Genomic DNA, 17,538 nt, shown 5'->3' with positions numbered 1-17,538 from the left:
CCCTGAGCCTTGAGCCTCCTGCAGGAGCGAGCTTGCCCGCGATGAGGCCCGAACGGTCATCGGCCATCACCTTGCCCGAGCACCTCGCCGACCTCGCTGTGGCGGCCTTGATCGACGAGGCCGACCTGTCGCCCAAGCCTGGGTTGGTGGACCGCCGCAGCAGCGGTGCTCACAACGACATGACCCTGAGCTTGATGCATGCTTCGGCAATGGCGCTGTGGCCTTGTCTGCGACAGATGGCCGAGGCTGCCCAGGATCATGGGTATATCGACCAGCCACTGCGCGGCGCGCTCGGTCGCATCGGCCGTGAAGGCGAAGCCGCCATGCTGAGTGTCACGGCCGGGGTGAATACCCATCGAGGCGCAATCTGGGCGCTTGGCCTGCTGGTTGCGGCCTGCGCCCTGGACCCTGGCGCAGGCGCCCAGGTAGTGGCCGCCCGCGCAGGGCGTATTGCGCTGCTCGACGACCCGGCCGCCATCGCCCCGGACAGCCACGGCAACCAGGTACGCCGTCGCTACGGCGCCAGTGGGGCGCGTGAGCAAGCTCAGCAAGGCTTCCCAGCCGTCATCGAGCATGGCCTGCCGCAACTGCTGCGAAGCCGCGCCGCCGGAGCCAGCGAAACCCATGCCCGTCTGGACGCCTTGCTGGCGATCATGGCCGCACTGAGCGATACCTGCGTCCTCTGGCGCGCTGGGCCACAGGGTCTGGCCACGGTCCAGCAGGGGGCCCGCGCCGTGCTCGATGCTGGGGGCAGCGCCACCCTCGGCGGGCGCCGGCAACTGCGTCAGCTGGAGATGCAACTGCTGCAACTGAATGCCTCACCGGGCGGTGCCGCCGACTTGTTGGCCGCTTGCCTGTTCCTCGACTTTGCCGGGAGCCTGTGACATGCAAACCCTTACGTTTCAATTTCCCGCCGCCGGACCGGGGCGTGGCCGCACCCTGGTGGGGTGCGTCAGCTCCGGGGACCTGGAGGTACTGATCGAGCCCGGCACCGCCGGCCGCCTCGATATTCAGGTGGTAACTTCGGTCGACGGCAGCGACGCCCGCTGGACGCAACTGTTTCAGCGCTTGTTCGAAGGCCGCACATTGCCGGCGGTGAAGATCGACATCCACGATTTCGGCGCCACTCCAGGAGTGGTGCGACTGCGCCTGGAGCAAGGTTTCGAGGAGATTGCCCATGACTGACATCGACCGCCTGCTGCGCAGCCGCAGCTTCGTCGAACTCGGCGCACGCCAACGCGCCCGCGCCTTGTTCGATCCTGGCACCTTTCGCGAACTGCTTGGCCCGTTCGACCGGCTCATGTCGCCTTGGCTACCGCGTCAGGGCATCGTGCCCCAGGCCGACGATGGCGTGGTGATCGGCAAAGGCCGTTTGAAAGGCACACGTGCAGTGATCGCGGCCATCGAGGGCGGCTTCCAGGGTGGCAGCATGGGCGAAGTAGGAGGTGCCAAGATCGCTGGGGCGCTGGAGTTGGCCATCGAGGATAACCGCAAGGGTATTCCCACGTGCGCGGTGTTGTTGCTGGAAACCGGTGGTGTGCGCCTACAGGAAGCCAACCTGGGCCTTGCTGCCATTGCCGAGATTCAGTCCGCCATCGTCGAGTTGCGCGCCCATCAACCTGTGGTAGGCCTGATCGCAGGCTCGGTCGGCTGTTTCGGCGGCATGTCCATCGCCGCTGGCTTGTGCAGCCACTTGCTGGTCACCCGCGAGGCCCGGTTGGGGCTCAACGGCCCCCAAGTAATCGAACAGGAAGCCGGTATCGAGGAATACGACGCCAAGGACCGTCCTTTCATCTGGAGCCTGACCGGCGGTGAACAGCGTCATGCTTGCGGGTTGGTTGACGCCTACGTTGCCGATGATGTCGACCGTATCCGCCAGCGACTGGTGCAGTTGCTCGACAGTCCCTCTGCCAATCGGGTCGCTCGCCATGCCTGGTTCCTCGATCGCCTGGCAAGCCTCGGTGATGACTGCCCGCAATTGGACGCCGCTGCCGTGCGAACTCTCTATCAAGGAGCAATCTCATGAACCGTGCCTTGAACTGGCTGCCCGGCCTGGCCGGAGGTGAGGCTCTGCCTGGTTACCCGGCGTCGATACAGGTGATCGATGGTGAGCTGGATAATCGTCTGGCGCGCTTCATCGCGGTGGTGCCAGATGCCAGCAACCCCTTTCCCCGCGCGCGCTCGGGGGAGGTTGGGCTACTCGAAGGCTGGGGCTTGGCCAAGGCGGTGAGCGAAGCTGTGGAAGCCGATCGCTCGGGTGAAAAACGTGCCATCGTCGCCGTCATTGACGTACCGAGCCAGGCCTACGGCCGACGGGAGGAGGCGTTGGGCATACATCAGGCCTTGGCCGCCGCGGTGCACGCCTATGCCCAGGCGCGCCTGGCCGGCCACCCGGTGATAGGCCTGCTGGTCGGCAAGGCCATGTCTGGCGCGTTCCTGGCCCACGGCTACCAGGCGCAGCGCCTGATTGCTCTGGAGGATGACGGCGTCATGGTTCATGCCATGGGCAAGGCCGCCGCGGCGCGCATCACCCTGCGCAGCGTCGAGGCACTGGAGGTGCTGGCCGCCGAAGTTCCGCCAATGGCCTACGACCTGGCCAGCTATGGGTCGCTTGGCTTGTTGTGGCGGCGGCTGTCGGTCGACAACGCCCAGACCCCGAGCGTCAGGGACCTGGCTCAGGTGCGCGCCTGCCTGGCTGATGCCGTGCGCGATATTGGCAGCTCCACGTCGCTTGCATCACGCCTGCTGGGTGAAAACCGCCGTGCTTCGCGCGAAGTTCGCGAACAGTTGCGTCGCCAGTGGCAGGAGGCCTGAGATGGGCGTCCCATACCCCCACGACCTGCTCTGGGGCATGACCCCGCAGAACCTGCCTGATGCAGCGCCGGCCTGGGCGCATCAGGTATTGGCAGGTGGCGAGCCCGTGGTGGTCCGTCGGGCCTGCAGTCCACCCGGCTGGGTGGCGGTGGGGCTTCGTGGGCACGGACGCGAGCAGCGCCTGGGCGTGCAGATGCCTCTGGCCAAAGTCCAGCGGCGGTTGAGCCCGCAAGCGCTGCGCTGGCAGGGCGATAGCCCCTGGCCGGCACTGCAGGCCCTGGCTTCGGTGGCTCCGGTGCTCGATAGCACAGGCTTGGAATGGGGGCCGACCGGAAGCGTGGGGTACCAGATCGCCACCGCTCGCAATGTGCTGCACCTGGCCAGCGATCTGGATCTGCTGCTGCGCACACCGCAGCCGGTAGCACGGGCAAAGGCGCGGGAACTGCTGGCCATTCTGGACTGCGCTCCCTGCCGTATCGACCTGCAACTGGACACCCCAAATGGCGCCATCGCCCTGCGCGACTGGGCGGGGATGGCGCGGCGGGTTCTGCTCAAGTCGGCCAATGGCGCCCGCCTGGTGACAGACCCCTGGAACGCCTTGGAGTGTGCGGCGTGAGCAGTCTGTTCGCATTTCCCGGCCAGGGCGTTCAGCAGCCAGGCATGCTGCATCGTTTGCCCGAGGGTTCCGGGCGGCTGCTCGAAGAGGCCAGCGATACCTTGGGCGAACAGGTGCTGGACCTGGACAGTGAAGCAGCCCTGCACTCCACCCGTGCCGTGCAGTTGTGCCTGCTGCTGGTCGGCGTCGCGTGGGCACATTGGCTGATGCAGCGCGGCCCAGCCCCGGATTACGTGGCGGGGCTGTCGATCGGGGCCTATCCCGCCGCAGTGACCGCCGACGCGCTGGATTGGCGTGATGCCGTGCGCTTGGTAAGCCTGCGTGGCGAGTTGATGCAACGCGCCTATCCGCAAGGGTACGGCATGATCGCCATCAGTGGCCTGGACCTGGCCTGTGTCGAGCGTCTGCTGGCGCAGGTGGGGGGCGAGGTGTTTCTGGCCAACCTCAACAGCGACAACCAGATCGTCATCGCCGGCCGAGACACTGCGCTGGATGAAGTCGCCGCTCGCGTTCGCCGCCAAGGCCAGGGCGTCGCTCGTCGCCTGGCTGTCAGCGTGCCGTCCCATTGCGCCTTGCTCGACGAACCCGCGCGGACGTTGGCCGAAGCCTTTGCCGATGTGCCATTGCGCCGTCCACGTATCACCTACCTGAGCAGCACCAGCGGCCGGCCGATCTTCGACCCAGAGCGCCTGCGCGACGACCTGGCAGGCAACATGGCGCGGCTGGTGAACTGGCGTGCTACGTTGCGCAACGCATATGAGCGCGGTGTGCGCCTGCACCGGGAACTGCCGCCAGGCAGCGTATTAAGCGGCCTGGCGCGTCCTGTATTCGAACAGGGCAGGGTGCTGGCAGTCGAGTCGACCCGGCCCGATACCATGGACGTCTTGTTGCGTCAGGAGGTGGCCAACGACCGATGATGTCCCTGGGCTAGCTGTCTCCTTCAGCCGCGGTAGCCGTCGGCTTGCCGGCGATGAGGCTGGCACGGGCAGCGCAACAAAAGCGTTATCGAAGAACAACAACAAGCAACTTCGACACAAGCTGAGGACAACGACAATGATTATCTATGGTGTGGCTCTGCTGGCGGTATGCACGCTGGCCGGCGTTATCGTCGGCGACTTCCTGGGCGTGCTGCTTGGGGTCAAATCCAATGTGGGCGGGGTTGGCATCGCCATGATCCTGCTGATCTGCGCGAGGCTGTACATGCACCGCCACGGCGGCATGAGCAAGGAATGCGAATTCGGCGTTGGGTTCTGGGGCGCGATGTATATCCCGATGGTGGTGGCCATGGCGGCCCAACAGAACGTGGTCACGGCCCTGCATGGTGGGCCTGCCGCACTGCTGGCGGCGGTCGGTGCCGTGCTGGTTTGCGGCTTGACGATCGCCCTGATCAGCCGCAGCCATCGCGGCGAACCCTTGCCCGCGCTGAATGCGGACCCCGCAACCCAGACGCAGGTCGTCCCTGCGGGAGGTCGTTGATCATGTGGCCGATCATTGACAATGCCCTGGAGCACAACGGCCTGATCACCGCGTTCGCGGTGGTGGGTGGGATCATGTGGTTGTCGGTACTGCTGTCGAAATACCTGACCTTCGGCCGGGTGCACGGATCGGCCATCGCCATCGTCATTGGCCTGGCACTGGCCTGGGTCGGCGGCACCGTGACCGGCGGGCAGAAAGGCTTGGCCGACATGGCGCTGTTCTCGGGCATCGGCCTGATGGGAGGGGCCATGCTGCGTGACTTCGCGATTGTCGCCACAGCGTTCGAGGTGCAGGCCACCGAAGCACGCAAGGCGGGGATGATCGGTGCAGTATCGCTGCTGCTGGGAACGGTGCTGCCGTTCATGGTCGGGGCGGCGGTTGCTTATGCCTTCGGTTATCGCGATGCGGTGAGCATGACCACCATCGGAGCCGGCGCAGTGACCTATATCGTCGGGCCGGTCACTGGCGCCGCGCTGGGGGCGAGTTCGGACGTGGTCGCGCTGTCGATTGCCACCGGTTTGATCAAGGCGATCTTGGTAATGGTGTTCACTCCGGTCTCTGCGCGCTTGCTGGCCCTGGACAACCCACGTTCGGCCATGGTGTTCGGCGGGCTGGCGGGAACAGTCTCGGGTGTAACAGCGGGCCTTGCGGCGACGGATCGACGGTTGGTGCCCTATGGCGCTCTGACGGCGACCTTCCATACCGGGCTGGGGTGTTTGATGGGACCTTCGATACTGTACTTCTGTGTGCGTGGGCTGGTGGGCTAGGCGTCTGCGTTGCGGTGCAGCCTATCGCCAGCAAGCCGGCGCCTGCAGGTTCAATCGGCAGGCGTCGGCTTGACGGCAATGAAACTCGCTCAGTTTTCCCGGCTATACATCCGGCATTCAGCCAACAACGCCAACAGGTTCGGCTCTCGCTCCCGGGCCTTGAGAAACACCACGCCAATGTGCTGTTGCAAGCGGTAGCGCGGTTGCAGCGGTAGCAGCCGCACGCGGTTCTCGTACACTGCGGCGATGCGCCCCGGTAGCAGGGCATAACCCACGCCCGAGCTGACCATGCTCAGCAGTGTGAAGATATCGTTCACCTGCATCGCTACCTTTGGCTCGAACCCGGCCTGTTGGAACACCCGCGCGCCATCACGGTGGGTGGCGAAGCCCTGGGTCAGGGTTATGAAGGTAGAATCGGCCAGGTCCGCCAAGTCCACCTCGGCCTGTGCCGCAAACGACGAATCGGTGGGCGCGGCAAGGAAGATATCGTCCGAGAACAGCGGCAACTGTTCGCAGGTCGGGTCATCGACGCTGTCGTCCAGCGACACCAGAATCGCATCCAGTTCGTGGTTTTTCAGGCGCTGTAGCAGGTCGATGTTCGAGCCAAGGGTCAGGTCGATATTCAGTTCGCTGCGCCGCAGCTTCAGGCCCATCACCAGCTTGGGCACGGTCTTGACCGTCAGCGAGTACAGCGCACCCAGCCGAAAGCGCTCGGCATAGAAGCCTGCCGCTTCCCGGGTCTGCCGCACCATTTGCTCAGCATCCTGAATCAGCTGGCGGGCTTTCTTCTCCAGCACATAGGCGCTTTCCAGCGGAATCAGCTGACGGCCTTCGTGCTTGAACAGCGGGCAGCGCAGGGCGCTTTCCAGGGAGTGGATCGCCCGGTGCACGCTCACCGCGCTGGTCGACAACTCAGCGGCGGCACGGCCGAGGTTGCCGCTGCGCATGAAGGCGAGAAAAGTCTCGAGCTTCTTGAGGGTCAGTTCTTCGTCGATGAGCATGGAATGGCTCGCAGTCGAGGGAGACTGATCTTGCCACAAGCGCAGTGGATTTAGGTCAGCTCAAGCTTGCAGCGCCTGGCCCTCGGGCGGTTGTCTCTGCACCCGCGACTTGATGCGTGGAATCAGCGCTTGGCCGTACTCTACGGCATCGCGAAGCTGATCGAAGCCACGGAACAGGAAGGTGGTAACACCCAGCTCGTAGTAGGCCAGTGCTGCCTCGGCGACCTGATCGGCAGTGCCAACCAGCGAGGTGGAGTTGCCAGCTCCGCCGCCCAGCGCAGCGATCTCGGTCCACAAGCGGGTGTCGTGAACCTTGCGTTGGCTGGCCAATTGCACCAGGCGCTCCGAGCCGACGTTGCTCTTGCCGACGTTTTTATCGCGGCGGTTGCCCTGGCGCAAGCCGATGCGGTGCTGAGCGTCGGCGAGGATGCGTTCGGCCCGTGCCCAGGCCTCTGCCTCGGTGGCACCAAGGATCGGCCGTAGCGACAGGCTGAAGCGGATCTTCTGTTCGCGGCCATAGCGTGCCGCGGCCTTGCGCACCTTGCCGATGCGCTCGCGTACTTGCTCCAGCGGTTCGCCCCACATCATGTAGACATCGGCATGCTTGGCCGCCACCTCCACCGCCGCGTCAGAGGCACCGGAGAAGTAGACAGGCAGCTTGGCCACCGGCTTGACCAGGGTCAAGTTGTCCTCGACCCGGTAGTGTTCACCGTGGTGGTCGAAAGGTTCGGTGTGGGTCCAGGTCTTGCGCATCACCTCCAGGTACTCGTCGGTGCGGGCGTAACGTGCATCCTTGTCGAGGAAGTCGCCGTCGCGTTGCAGATCACCGCTATCGCCGCCGGTGATGATGTTGATCGAGGCGCGGCCACGGCTGAGCTGGTCGAGGGTGGCGAGCTGTCGAGCGGCGAACGTCGGCGCTTGGAACCCGGGGCGGTGCGCCACCAGCAGGCCGATGCGCTCGGTTAGCGCCGCCACATAGCTGGCCAGAATCAGCGAGTCCGGCTCGCTGGTGTTGACTGCCAGCAACGCTTTGTCGAAACCGCCGTATTCCTGGGCGTGGGAAAAGGCCCTGATGAATTCGAGGTCGACCAGCGGGCCACGCGGCGCCTGCGATTCGCTACCTTCCTGGGGGCCGATGAGGCCGATGAATTCGAGACTCATGAATCAGAACTCTCTGTCGTGGTGGGCTCAGGCCGCCGCGTCTGTCCGGTCGAGGCGAGCCAGGCGGCCGGGAAGTGGGTGGTTGTCGGCCTCCGCCAGGAAAGGGGTCGGTCTGCAGTGAACTTAGCGGTTGTGGGGTGAGGTTGTGAAAGGCTTTGTGGTTCTATTCTAATTATGTTTATGATTCATAAAAAATATAGATATAAATGCATTATTGTAATTTTTTGCGATGGGCTTGGGTGCCGATCCAGAACGCCGCCGACGTGCAGTCGATGAGGCCGATCCAATCAGCGCTGGTAATCAAGCCCCTCCCGGTCCAGTTGCCGAATCAGTGCATCCCAGTGCCGCTTGATGCCCTCACCCTGCCCATCGGAAAACCGCTTGGATTGCTCATGGACCTTGGCGATCGCTGCCGGCGATGCATGCAACAACTGATCATGGCCGCCAACTTGCGCCGCCACTTGGATGTTGCAGGCGCGCTCCAGCCCATGCAGTTCGCGAAAGGCATGCTCGACACTGATGCCGCCCGTCAGCAGGCCGTGATTGCGCAGAATCAGGATATTGCCGGTGCCCAGGTTGGCCACCAGTCGTTGTTGCTCGTCAAGGTCCAGCGCGACGCCTTCATAGTCGTGGTAGGCCACCCGGCTGTAGTAAGCCAGGGCATGTTGCGAGATCGGCAGCAGACCCTTGCGCTGGGCCGACACGGCGGCACCGTCACGGGTATGGGTATGCAGCACCGCCTTGAGGTCGGGGCGGGCACGATGGATAGCGCTGTGAATCACGTAGCCGGCCTGGTTGATGCCCAGGCCCAGTGGGTCGTCGATGATCGTGCCGTCGACATCCACCTTCACCAGGTTCGAGGCGGTGATTTCGTCGAACAACAGGCCAAACGCGTTGATCAGGAAGTGTTCATCCGGCCCAGGCACGCGGGCCGAAAAATGTGTGTAGATATGGTCGGTCCAGCGGAACAGTGCCGCCAGCCGGTAGGCTGCGGCGAGCTTGACTCGCACCTCCCATTCCTCGGCGCCGACCCGCTGGCGCACGCCGCTTTCGTTGGGGGATACCGCAGACAATGAACTCATGATGCTCTCCAGAAGTCAGGAACGGTAGCCGCGCTGGGTGTCCACCCGCGCAGCGGGGCTTGCTTGGGGTAACGGGCACAGTTGTCGAGGAAGGCGTCCTGCAGGGCGAGGTAGCCTTCTTCGAAAATCACCGAGGCGTGAGGCGACAGGTACACCCGCCGATGGCGATAGAGCGGATGTCCGACAGGAAGTGGCTCCGGGCGGTGACCTTGAGGCTGGGCCGAGCGATCAGGCCCCATCGCATCGGCCGGCTCGTCCAGTTGCAATTGGCCGGTGATCACCGATTGGCTCTTGCGGCCACCTCCGCCAGCGCAGTGCGCACGGTCTGGCCGAGCACCATATCGTCTTGCGGGGCGTGGACGGGGGTGACTCATGGGGCATTCATCCCTGGAACACGTTAGGTTTCAAAGAACGTATTCGTAGGAGCGGATGCTGTAAAAGTCTTTTTGGTTCTATGCTAATTATTTGTTTTGAGAATAAAATAATTTCTTATTTATGCGGTATGTGCATTTAGTGATGGTGCCGGCGCGGATCGGCTCGCCCCTCGCAAGCCCACTCTCACAAGGGCCGGCGATAGGAGCGTGCGAGCTCACTCCGCTTTCAATCGATTGCCCGCGATTTCCCCGAACAACTCAACCGGCTCTTGCAGATTCCCCAGGTATCGGGGGTGGAACAACCACAAGTCGACCTGCGGCTTGAAGTCGGACACATTGACCACCTCCAGTGCATCGCGATGGCGGCTGCCCTCCAGCAGCGGTTCTGGCACAAGGCCCAGTCCTTGGCCTGTGGCGACCAGGCCCAGTTGCAACTCGGTACCGAAGGTCTCCAGGTTGATCGTCAGGCTCAGGCCCTGTTCGCTCAGTGCCCGCTGCAACCCGGCGCGAAAGCCGCAACCATCGGGGTTGAGTACCCAGCCGCGGGTGTAGCAGTCCTTGAGCTTGAAGCTACGTTTGCTGGCACTCCCCTTGGCAGCCACTACTCGCAACGGCATTCGTGCAACCGACTGGCTGGCGATGCCCTCCGGGAAAATCTTGCCCGGCGGGAACAGCGCCGCAGCGGCGTCGAGTTCGCCATTTTCCATACGGGCGATCAGGCTGCTGCCCCAACCGCTGGTGACTTGGGTACGCAGTTGCGGATAGGTTTCGCGCAACTGCGCCAGGGCATCGAGCAATATCACATCGCCCAGTGTCTGTGGCACGCCAAGTCGCAGGGTGCCGGACGGTGCACCGTCGTTGGCCACCAATTCGCGCAGCGAGTCGATCTCGCGCAGGATGGCCTTGCACTGCTCGTATACCCGCAGTCCCATGGGTGTCGGTCTGAGCGGTTTGGTGTTGCGGTCGAGGAGGGTGGCGCCCAGGTCTTGCTCGAAGTTCTGCACCCGGCGCGTGATGGCCGGCTGGGTCAGTTGCAGGGCCTCGGCGGCAAGGTTGGTCGACTGGCAACGGATGACCGCCACGAAGGCGTCCATGTCATCGATTTTCATATTCGGCGCTCACATATTGAAATGTGGGGACATGCCTACAGAGCATAATCCCCGTGACGCCGATTGTCACAGCGAGTTGGGCTGCCAGGCCGTTCCGCCTCAGCCGTGGGCGAAGCCCAGCAAGGTTTCACCCTCCATCCGATACCGGACCCACTCATCCTGGGCCTCTGCGCCCAACGATTTGTAGAACCCGATGGCGGGCTCGTTCCAGTCCAGCACGCTCCACTCCAGGCGCCCACACTGGTTTGCCACCGCCTCACGGGCAATGTGCCGCAGCAGTTGCCGTCCTGCGCCATCGCCGCGTTGCTCGGGGGTGATGTACAGGTCTTCCAGGTAGATGCCGTTGCGCCCCAGCCAGGTCGAGTAACTGTAGAAATACACGGCAAAGCCGATGGCCCGGCCGTCTCGCTCGCAGATCAGGCTATGCACCGTGCTGCCCTCGTCGAACAGGCTGTGCTCGATGTCGGCTAGGGAGGCGACCACTTCGTGGCGGGCACGTTCATAGTCGGCGAGCTCGGTGATGAAGGCCAAAATCTGCGCAGCATCGCTACGAACGGCAGGGCGGATGTTGAGGCTCATGGGGCGTCCTTGTGGGTGGAGAACATCGCGGGTCGGTACAGTGATTTGTATCTGTTTAATTTAACCCAACTGTATCGGTTGCAGTCAGGGCGACTCGGCTAGTGTGGCAGCAACGACAATAAATGCGGAATGCCGATCATGCTTGCCTCTGCCGATTTGCTCATGGCCTTCATGTTATTCGCCTTCGTTTCCTCCATCACCCCAGGGCCGAACAACACCATGTTGCTGGCGTCGGGGGTGAACTTCGGCGTGCGTCGGACCATTCCCCACGCCATCGGAATCAGTGTCGGCTTCATGGTGATGGTGCTGGCGGTGGGCTTTGGCCTGGGCGAAGTGTTCAAGGCCTGGCCGCCGCTGTATACCGTGCTGCGTTATACCGGCGCCGTTTACTTGCTTTACCTGGCCTGGAAAATCGCCACCTCCGGACCGGTCGGCAGCTCTTCTTCCGGCGCCCGCAAGCCCCTTGGGTTCTGGGGCGCGGCAGCGTTTCAATGGGTCAATCCCAAGGCCTGGGTAATGGCCGTGGGGGCGATCACCACTTACACACCGGCCCAAGGCTATGTGCTCAATGTCATCGTGATCGCTGCGGTGTTCGCCCTGGTCAACCTGCCCAGCGTCGGGGTCTGGGTGATGTTCGGCAGCGCCTTGCGCAATGTGCTGCAGAACCCGCGCTGGCTGATGCTGTTCAATGTCCTGATGGCCTTGTTGCTGGTGATTTCGCTGTACCCGTTGCTGTTTGTAGAATCGGCGTTTTCCTAGAACGATGAGTAGCGCGCGCCGATGGAGTTGATTCCCTGGTCCCATACCTGCACCGAAGGTTTCACCTTGCGCGGCTGGCGTTCGCCAGCCAGTGGCAAGCCGCTGGTGCATTTTCTCCATGGCAATGGTTTTTGCAGCCTGGCTTACCAGCCACTGTTGATGCGTCTGGCAGAGCATTTCGACTTGTGGCTGAGCGACGTGCAGGGGCATGGAGACAGCGACCACGGCGGTGATTTTCTGGGCTGGAACCGCACGGCGGCACTGGCCTTGGAGGCCTTCGAAGCGGGACGCGGCGAATATGGCGATGTACCTCGATATGCCGTCGGGCATAGCTTCGGTGGCGTGCTCACCGGGCTGATGCTGGCCAGCGACCCGCTGGCCTTCGCGCGAGCCGTTTTGCTTGACCCGGTATTGTTCAGTCGGCGGATGATCGGGGTCATGGGCGCGGCCGCGATGGTTGGCCTGCATCGTCGTCATGCCCTGGCGCGCAAGGCGGCCAGCCGCCGCAGTCACTGGCCGGATCGCGAAGCCGCACTGGCCTCGCTTCAAGGGCGGGGTATCTTCAAGGGGTGGAGCGCCGCAGCGCTGCAGGCCTACGTCGAACACGCTATCGGTGACTGCGGGGAAGGGGTGGTGCTCAAGTGCCGGCCCAGCCGCGAAGTGGAGATATTCAGTTCTTTCCCCACCCGCATGTGGCCCAATCTTGCCCGTATCCAGGTGCCGACCCTGGTGCTGTACGGCGAGCACACCTATCCCTTCGTCCCTCGCTCGGTAAACCGCCTGGCCACGCTCAATGCCAATGTCACCGCGCTACCCGTACCCGGTGGTCACTGCTTCATGCAGGAAGACCCTGTCATGGCGGCGGAACAGGTGCTCTCCTTTCTTCACCAATGAGCGTATTGTCCTGTCAGTGGAACGATCCATGCCATTTGAGCCGTCTTCCGGCGGATTGACATGGTTGTTAAGGTGAGCTCAGCCGAGAGAGGAGACTTCTCATGAAAACGATACTGGGTATCCACCGCAGCCCCCATGCGCACTGGGTGGGGGACGGTTTTCCGGTACGCAGCCTGTTCACCTATGACAACCTGGCCAGCCAGATCAGCCCATTCCTGCTGTTGGACTACGCGGGGCCCCATGACTTCACGCCCACCCATGACCGGCGTGGGGTTGGGCAGCACCCGCACCGGGGCTTCGAGACCGTGACAATCGTCTACCAGGGCGAACTGGAGCACCGTGACTCCACGGGTGCCGGCGGCCTGATCGGCCCAGGCGACGTGCAATGGATGACCGCCGCCAATGGCATCATTCACGAAGAATTCCATTCGCCAGCGTTCGCGCGCCAAGGCGGTACCCTCGAAATGGTGCAACTTTGGGTCAACCTGCCTGCGCGGGACAAGCGCGCCGCTGCGGGCTACCAGACGCTGCTGGCCTCTGACATTCCTGTGGTGCCGTTGGCGCATGAGGGGGGCAGTGTCCGGGTGATTGCCGGTGAGTACGAAGGCCGGCGAGGCCCCGCCCGCACCTTTACCCCGATGGACGTCTGGGACTTGCGCCTGAAAGCCGGTACTTCGCTGCAGTTGCCGGTGGCGCAGGGGCGCACGGCCGCTCTGGTGGTGTTGCGCGGTATGCTGCGCGCCAACGGCGAGCGAGAAGCCGGCCCGGCCAGCCTGGTGCTGTTCGAGCGCGACGGAGAGCATGTGGTGATCGAGGCGCAGCAGGACAGCAGTGTGTTGCTGCTCAGTGGTGAGCCGATCGACGAACCGATAGTGGGCTATGGTCCGTTCGTGATGAACAGTCAGGTCGAGATCGCCGAGTCGTTCGATGACTTCCATGCCGGTCGGTTCGGACAGATGGCCGAGGACCGCGACGGTGCCGCGCACTGACCGCCCGTCGCGAACTGCCAGCATCCAGTCGAACCACCCGGCCCGGATCGCATTCTTCCACTAAGGTGCTTAGGGATATCTGAGCCGATCATTGTTCAGGCACATGGAGTGCCGCTTGGACATGCGCATTATCAATTGGCACCCCACGCGGCAAAGGCGTACTCACACAACAGGCCATCCAGTACAGAGAGGGTCGTACCATGTCGTTGATTGGAGTTTCGATGCTAGAGATGCGGCAGATGATCGAGCAAGCCTGCCTGCCCGATCGTTGCGAGGTAAGCTGCCCGGACGGCGCCACCCTGACAATCCGCCTTGGCCAGGGACAATCGCTCGATGACGGTGTAACGTTGACATCGATCCCGCTGCAGAATCTGAACAGTTGCCGTGACCTGGTGCATCTGGTCAGTCAGTTGCACGCCCTTCGTGACGCACAGCCAACGGTGCTGAAAGCCATTGCCTGACAGTGTCTAGCCCCGGCTGGCCCAAGCTGGCCGGGGGCGATCCCCGCTACTGCAGTTCGAGCAACAGGTTCAGCCCGCCGTCTCCGCACTTTCCATGGTCCCGTACCACTCCACGGTAGTCTCGCCCGTCCCAGATGAAGGCGACGCTATGGGCACGGTCGACTTTATCTGGCAGCGGGGGGCAGATGTGCAGGCGTAACGCGGGGCGGCCCTGGAGCGTGAGGGCGGCCAGTTGGCATTGGCATTCGACGCGCTGGGCCACGGGCCCGAAAAGCGTATCGCGCACATAGTCTAGTTGTAGGCAGGCATTGGGCGAGCGACCGGGCATTTTCATGGGCGTGGCGTCCCCATGGGCGGTCGCTGTCCAGATTGGACGCGGGTCATGACAGGCTCCTCGCAGGTGGCGATTGGTATCTTCGTTTGAAGCGTGTTTTTCGCAGATGTTCAATCGATTTGATGAACATGCGACCGATCGCTAGCGGGTGCTGAACTTGAACGACGGTACATACCCTGAGCCAAGCAAGTACGGGCATTTGGACGGTACAAACGCATCGGTCATCAGGTCGTGGGCGCTGTTGTATTCATTGGTCAGCACACCTGTGATACCAAGCAGCGTATGGGGTAGCGAAGAGGTACTGATGGGTTGGTCGGCCCGGTCCTTGAGTTTTGCGAGCCTGAGGTTGAGCGGTGCCGGCAGGTTGTCGGATGCCCAGATGAACGAAGAGACCGCCAGGTCGTATTCATTGCCGATGCCATGACCCAGCAGCTCGCGGTGATCGTCCAGGATATTTTCGCCATGGTCGGACGCGTAGACCAGCAGGGCAGGCCGTCGACGGGCCTGCAGTTGGGTGATGAGGCTGTTCAGCAGCCAGTCGGTGTACAGAATGGTGTTGTCGTAGTCTGCGGTGATCTGGTCTTTCGCACTGCCGCTGGCCGGTTTGAATTGCTTGAAGTTGTCGGGGTAGCGCCGGGCGTAGTCGAAGTGGCTGCCCTTGATGTGGATGAAGATCGCCTGTTTGCGCGTGCCGCCGTCGCGCACTATTTTTTCGTAGGCAGGAAGCAGGGCGCCGTCATGACTGCGTTCGAAATACTGACGGTACTGCGCTTCCGCGGCGATGTGCGGGATGATGCCGCCGAAGCTGTCGACTTCCTGGACCGAAAGCCAGTGGGTGTCGTAGCCCGCTTTTCGGTAGATGCCGACCAGTGATTGGGTCGAGGCAATCATGTCCCAGTTGGAAATGGGCGACAGGCTGAGCATGGCGGGAACGGCCACCGACGTATACGGCGAGGTGGTGCACACGTTGTCCAGCCTGTAGATACCCTTTTGCCGGTCGAGGTTCGGCGTGGTGGGTTTGTGGTAGCCATAGAGTGACCAGTTATGTGGCCGTGACGATTCGCCGATCACGAACACCACTGTTTCGATACTCGCTTCGTCGGCCTGGCTGATGATGTCGATCTTCGCGGTGCGACGTTTGCTGATGTGTTCCTGGGATTGCATGTGCAGGTAGGTGGTCAGGCCGATCTGCGACAGGTAGCCGAACGGCGTGCTCTGGTCCTTTGCGGCAAGGTCCAGGACTGCACTTGTGCCAAGGCTGTTGAGTTTGACTGTCTTGTAGAAGTAGGCGCCGTAACCTAGCAGCAGGGTGCAGGCCGTCAACAAGGCGAGGGCCGGGCTTCTGTAGTAGCGCCGTTTGTACAGCCCGGCCAGTCCCAGGCCGTAGCACAGGGCGAATATGGCCAGCACCGAGACGACCGGCTTCCAGTAGGTGGCTGCGAAATCGCTCGCCTCCTTGTAATTGGTCAGGGCAATGAATACATAGGCAGCAGTCAACCGGGAGTTGAAGTTCAGTACCAGGAACAGGTCGATCGTGGCCAGCAGGTAGAAGGGCAGCAGCAGCGCGTGGACTTTGAACTGATTGGACGAAACGAGCCGCAGCAACACCAGCCAAAGCCCGGAGATGGCAAGGTTATAGAGGGCCAGCAAGTCGATGCTCGCATGCTGCTGGTTGGCAATGCCCCGTATCAACAGGGGGGACAGAAGGTATGCCCACAAGACCAGGGTTGGCCATTGCGATATCAGTGAATGAGGGGTAAGCGGGGGCGTTCGTTCCGAGGTCTGCATGTTTGAATCGTCCTCGTGATAAGCCCAACCACCCCAGCGCGGGTAGCGCCTGAAGAAGGTGTGGCGAGCTACAACGTTCCATGCGCAAGCGTGCAATAGCCAATTGCCGGTAGCTAAGCACCAGCATAGTCAGCCCAACACACTCCCAGCACTCAGTGCCCTGATATTTTGTGTAACCGCCCGATAAGCGGTGGCGTCGCATCAACCTGTGCGTGACTTTTTCTTCCGCTGCCGGTTTATTTGGCGGCAGTTTGAGGCTAGCTTCCTCGAGTCGCTGTCCCAGTTGTCCTGCTCGCGCCGCCGTGCTCCTGGGGCAGACCACGCTCCTTACTTAACTAACAGACATCGCTCCCTATGCCCGAAGGCTTCCCGAACCTGCCATCGTTGAACGCCCTACGGGTGTTCGAAGTGGTTGCGCGCCATCTGAACTTTCGCCTGGCGGCCGAGGAACTGGGTGTTACCCAGGCTGCGGTGGCCCAGCAGATTCGCGGGCTGGAAGCCAGCCTGGAGATTCGTCTGTTCGAGCGCTTGCCGCGAGGGCTAGGCATGACCGATGCCGGGCGCTCCTACGCCAGCCGCGTGCGCAGCGCCTTGTCCATGATCGACGAGGCGACCCGTCTGCTCAGGCCGCAGCCGCTTCACCTCACGGTCAGCGTCACCCCCTCCTTTGCCTCGAAGTGGCTGATCCCAAGGTTGGGTGCCTTCGCCGAGGACTACCCGGATATCGACCTGCGCGTACTGGCCACGGACAAGCTCTCGCACTTCAGCACGGATAGTGTCGATTTGGCGGTGCGCTATGGCCAGCCCCCGTTCGGGCCAGGGCTGAATACCGAGTTGCTGATGGACCAGCGGATCGTGGCGGTGGCCAGCCCACGGTTGCTGGCCAGCAAGGGGGCCCCCGACAGCTTCGAGGCATTGCAGGACTTCGTGATGCTGCATGATGCGCATGATTTCTGGCCAGAATTTACCGGTGCGTTGTTTGCGCAGCACGCCCAGGGCACGGCGAAAAACGTGCGGTTCAACCAGACGTCGCTGGCCATCGAAGCTGCCATCAACGGCCAGGGCATTGCCTTGGCCAGCCAGATGTTCGTTCAAGGAGACATCGATGCCGGACGACTGGAGCAAGTGTTTGCCCAGCAGTTGCGGCTCGATAAGGCGTTCTATCTGGTCTGGCCACGCAAGGCTGGTACACCGCCAGGTTTGGCGGTGGTCAAGGATTGGCTGTTGCGTCAGGCTCATCTGTAGACAGTAGTTTTGCTACTGCCAGCACCAACTTCGGCTGCCTCCCTCACCGGCGACTCTGCTGCTAGTGTGATGACATCAATTCACACGAT

General features: G+C 62.7%; 21 protein-coding genes. 13 read left to right on the top strand and 8 right to left on the bottom strand.

All coding sequences use genetic code 11. The annotated features are described in order from the left end of the window. Positions 1 to 41: 41 nt before the first annotated feature. The 8 genes from C4Q26_RS27590 to madM all read left to right on the top strand — a co-directional run bounded on the left by C4Q26_RS27590 (position 42) and on the right by madM (position 5,673). Entirely contained in the window at positions 42 to 884 is an 843-nt protein-coding gene (locus C4Q26_RS27590; RefSeq protein ID WP_023380289.1) for a triphosphoribosyl-dephospho-CoA synthase, read from the top strand. Position 885: 1 nt separating this feature from the next. Next, complete coding sequence (locus C4Q26_RS27585) at positions 886 to 1,185, top strand: malonate decarboxylase subunit delta (RefSeq protein WP_023380290.1); 300 nt, start codon at positions 886 to 888, stop codon at positions 1,183 to 1,185. Next, positions 1,178 to 2,026 (top strand): biotin-independent malonate decarboxylase subunit beta, encoded by an 849-nt coding sequence (locus C4Q26_RS27580; protein WP_023380291.1) that lies wholly within the window; start codon positions 1,178 to 1,180, stop codon positions 2,024 to 2,026. The genes C4Q26_RS27585 and C4Q26_RS27580 overlap by 8 nt, the downstream gene beginning before the upstream one ends. Next, positions 2,023 to 2,814 (top strand): biotin-independent malonate decarboxylase subunit gamma, encoded by a 792-nt coding sequence (gene mdcE, locus C4Q26_RS27575; protein WP_104884009.1) that lies wholly within the window; start codon positions 2,023 to 2,025, stop codon positions 2,812 to 2,814. The genes C4Q26_RS27580 and mdcE overlap by 4 nt, the downstream gene beginning before the upstream one ends. Position 2,815: 1 nt before the next feature. Beyond that, positions 2,816 to 3,430 carry a malonate decarboxylase holo-ACP synthase gene (locus C4Q26_RS27570; protein WP_027907785.1) on the top strand — a complete coding sequence of 205 codons (615 nt, stop codon included), beginning with the start codon at positions 2,816 to 2,818 and terminating at the stop codon, positions 3,428 to 3,430. Next, entirely contained in the window at positions 3,427 to 4,347 is a 921-nt protein-coding gene (gene mdcH, locus C4Q26_RS27565) for a malonate decarboxylase subunit epsilon (protein ID WP_104884085.1), read from the top strand. Before C4Q26_RS27570 ends, mdcH begins: the two co-directional genes overlap by 4 nt. Before the next feature lie 136 nt (positions 4,348 to 4,483). Then, positions 4,484 to 4,906 (top strand): malonate transporter subunit MadL, encoded by a 423-nt coding sequence (gene madL, locus C4Q26_RS27560; RefSeq protein ID WP_104884008.1) that lies wholly within the window; start codon positions 4,484 to 4,486, stop codon positions 4,904 to 4,906. 2 nt (positions 4,907 to 4,908) lie between these two features. Next, positions 4,909 to 5,673, top strand: a complete 765-nt coding sequence (madM, locus tag C4Q26_RS27555) for a malonate transporter subunit MadM (RefSeq protein WP_027907787.1) — start codon at positions 4,909 to 4,911, stop codon at positions 5,671 to 5,673. An 89-nt stretch (positions 5,674 to 5,762) separates the two neighbouring features. Here madM and C4Q26_RS27550 read toward each other — a convergent pair whose 3' ends face one another. The 6 genes from C4Q26_RS27550 to C4Q26_RS27525 all read right to left on the bottom strand — a co-directional run bounded on the left by C4Q26_RS27550 (position 5,763) and on the right by C4Q26_RS27525 (position 10,979). Further along, positions 5,763 to 6,674 (bottom strand): LysR substrate-binding domain-containing protein, encoded by a 912-nt coding sequence (locus C4Q26_RS27550; protein ID WP_023380297.1) that lies wholly within the window; start codon positions 6,672 to 6,674, stop codon positions 5,763 to 5,765. Between the two features lie 60 nt (positions 6,675 to 6,734). Further along, the gene (locus tag C4Q26_RS27545; protein ID WP_104881853.1) at positions 6,735 to 7,835 is read right to left on the bottom strand and encodes an LLM class flavin-dependent oxidoreductase; all 1,101 of its coding nucleotides are present in this window, start codon (positions 7,833 to 7,835) and stop codon (positions 6,735 to 6,737) included. Between the two features lie 287 nt (positions 7,836 to 8,122). Further along, positions 8,123 to 8,917 carry a class II aldolase/adducin family protein gene (locus C4Q26_RS27540; RefSeq protein ID WP_023380299.1) on the bottom strand — a complete coding sequence of 265 codons (795 nt, stop codon included), beginning with the start codon at positions 8,915 to 8,917 and terminating at the stop codon, positions 8,123 to 8,125. Beyond that, the gene (locus C4Q26_RS28575; RefSeq protein ID WP_238546547.1) at positions 8,914 to 9,291 is read right to left on the bottom strand and encodes a hypothetical protein; all 378 of its coding nucleotides are present in this window, start codon (positions 9,289 to 9,291) and stop codon (positions 8,914 to 8,916) included. The genes C4Q26_RS27540 and C4Q26_RS28575 overlap by 4 nt, the downstream gene beginning before the upstream one ends. Before the next feature lie 215 nt (positions 9,292 to 9,506). Then, the gene (locus C4Q26_RS27530) at positions 9,507 to 10,400 is read right to left on the bottom strand and encodes a LysR family transcriptional regulator (protein WP_023380301.1); all 894 of its coding nucleotides are present in this window, start codon (positions 10,398 to 10,400) and stop codon (positions 9,507 to 9,509) included. Between the two features lie 99 nt (positions 10,401 to 10,499). Further along, positions 10,500 to 10,979, bottom strand: a complete 480-nt coding sequence (locus tag C4Q26_RS27525; protein WP_023380302.1) for a GNAT family N-acetyltransferase — start codon at positions 10,977 to 10,979, stop codon at positions 10,500 to 10,502. 129 nt (positions 10,980 to 11,108) lie between these two features. Between C4Q26_RS27525 and C4Q26_RS27520 the strand changes: the two genes are divergently transcribed. The 4 genes from C4Q26_RS27520 to C4Q26_RS27505 all read left to right on the top strand — a co-directional run bounded on the left by C4Q26_RS27520 (position 11,109) and on the right by C4Q26_RS27505 (position 14,082). Further along, positions 11,109 to 11,738: a LysE family translocator gene (locus tag C4Q26_RS27520; protein WP_023380303.1), complete on the top strand. Its 630-nt coding sequence runs from the start codon at positions 11,109 to 11,111 to the stop codon at positions 11,736 to 11,738. Between the two features lie 21 nt (positions 11,739 to 11,759). Beyond that, positions 11,760 to 12,632: an alpha/beta fold hydrolase gene (locus tag C4Q26_RS27515; protein ID WP_023380304.1), complete on the top strand. Its 873-nt coding sequence runs from the start codon at positions 11,760 to 11,762 to the stop codon at positions 12,630 to 12,632. Between the two features lie 101 nt (positions 12,633 to 12,733). Continuing rightward, the gene (locus C4Q26_RS27510; protein WP_027907791.1) at positions 12,734 to 13,621 is read left to right on the top strand and encodes a pirin family protein; all 888 of its coding nucleotides are present in this window, start codon (positions 12,734 to 12,736) and stop codon (positions 13,619 to 13,621) included. Positions 13,622 to 13,821: 200 nt separating this feature from the next. Next, complete coding sequence (locus C4Q26_RS27505) at positions 13,822 to 14,082, top strand: DUF1652 domain-containing protein (protein WP_027907792.1); 261 nt, start codon at positions 13,822 to 13,824, stop codon at positions 14,080 to 14,082. Positions 14,083 to 14,128: 46 nt separating this feature from the next. Here the strand turns inward: C4Q26_RS27505 and C4Q26_RS27500 are convergent, their stop codons facing one another. Next, positions 14,129 to 14,416 (bottom strand): hypothetical protein, encoded by a 288-nt coding sequence (locus tag C4Q26_RS27500; protein ID WP_104884007.1) that lies wholly within the window; start codon positions 14,414 to 14,416, stop codon positions 14,129 to 14,131. A gap of 141 nt (positions 14,417 to 14,557) precedes the next feature. Then, complete coding sequence (locus C4Q26_RS27495) at positions 14,558 to 16,135, bottom strand: phosphoethanolamine transferase (RefSeq protein ID WP_238546548.1); 1,578 nt, start codon at positions 16,133 to 16,135, stop codon at positions 14,558 to 14,560. Positions 16,136 to 16,558: 423 nt separating this feature from the next. Here C4Q26_RS27495 and C4Q26_RS27490 point away from each other — a divergent pair, with 423 nt between their 5' ends. Continuing rightward, positions 16,559 to 17,449: a LysR substrate-binding domain-containing protein gene (locus C4Q26_RS27490; protein ID WP_023380309.1), complete on the top strand. Its 891-nt coding sequence runs from the start codon at positions 16,559 to 16,561 to the stop codon at positions 17,447 to 17,449. Positions 17,450 to 17,538: the final 89 nt, after the last annotated feature.

It is taken from the genome of Pseudomonas sp. SWI44, assembly GCF_002947915.1.
GTDB lineage: Bacteria > Pseudomonadota > Gammaproteobacteria > Pseudomonadales > Pseudomonadaceae > Aquipseudomonas > Aquipseudomonas taiwanensis.
The sequence above is the reverse complement of the archived record's forward strand: the minus strand, read 5'-3'. Positions and strand labels throughout refer to the sequence as shown.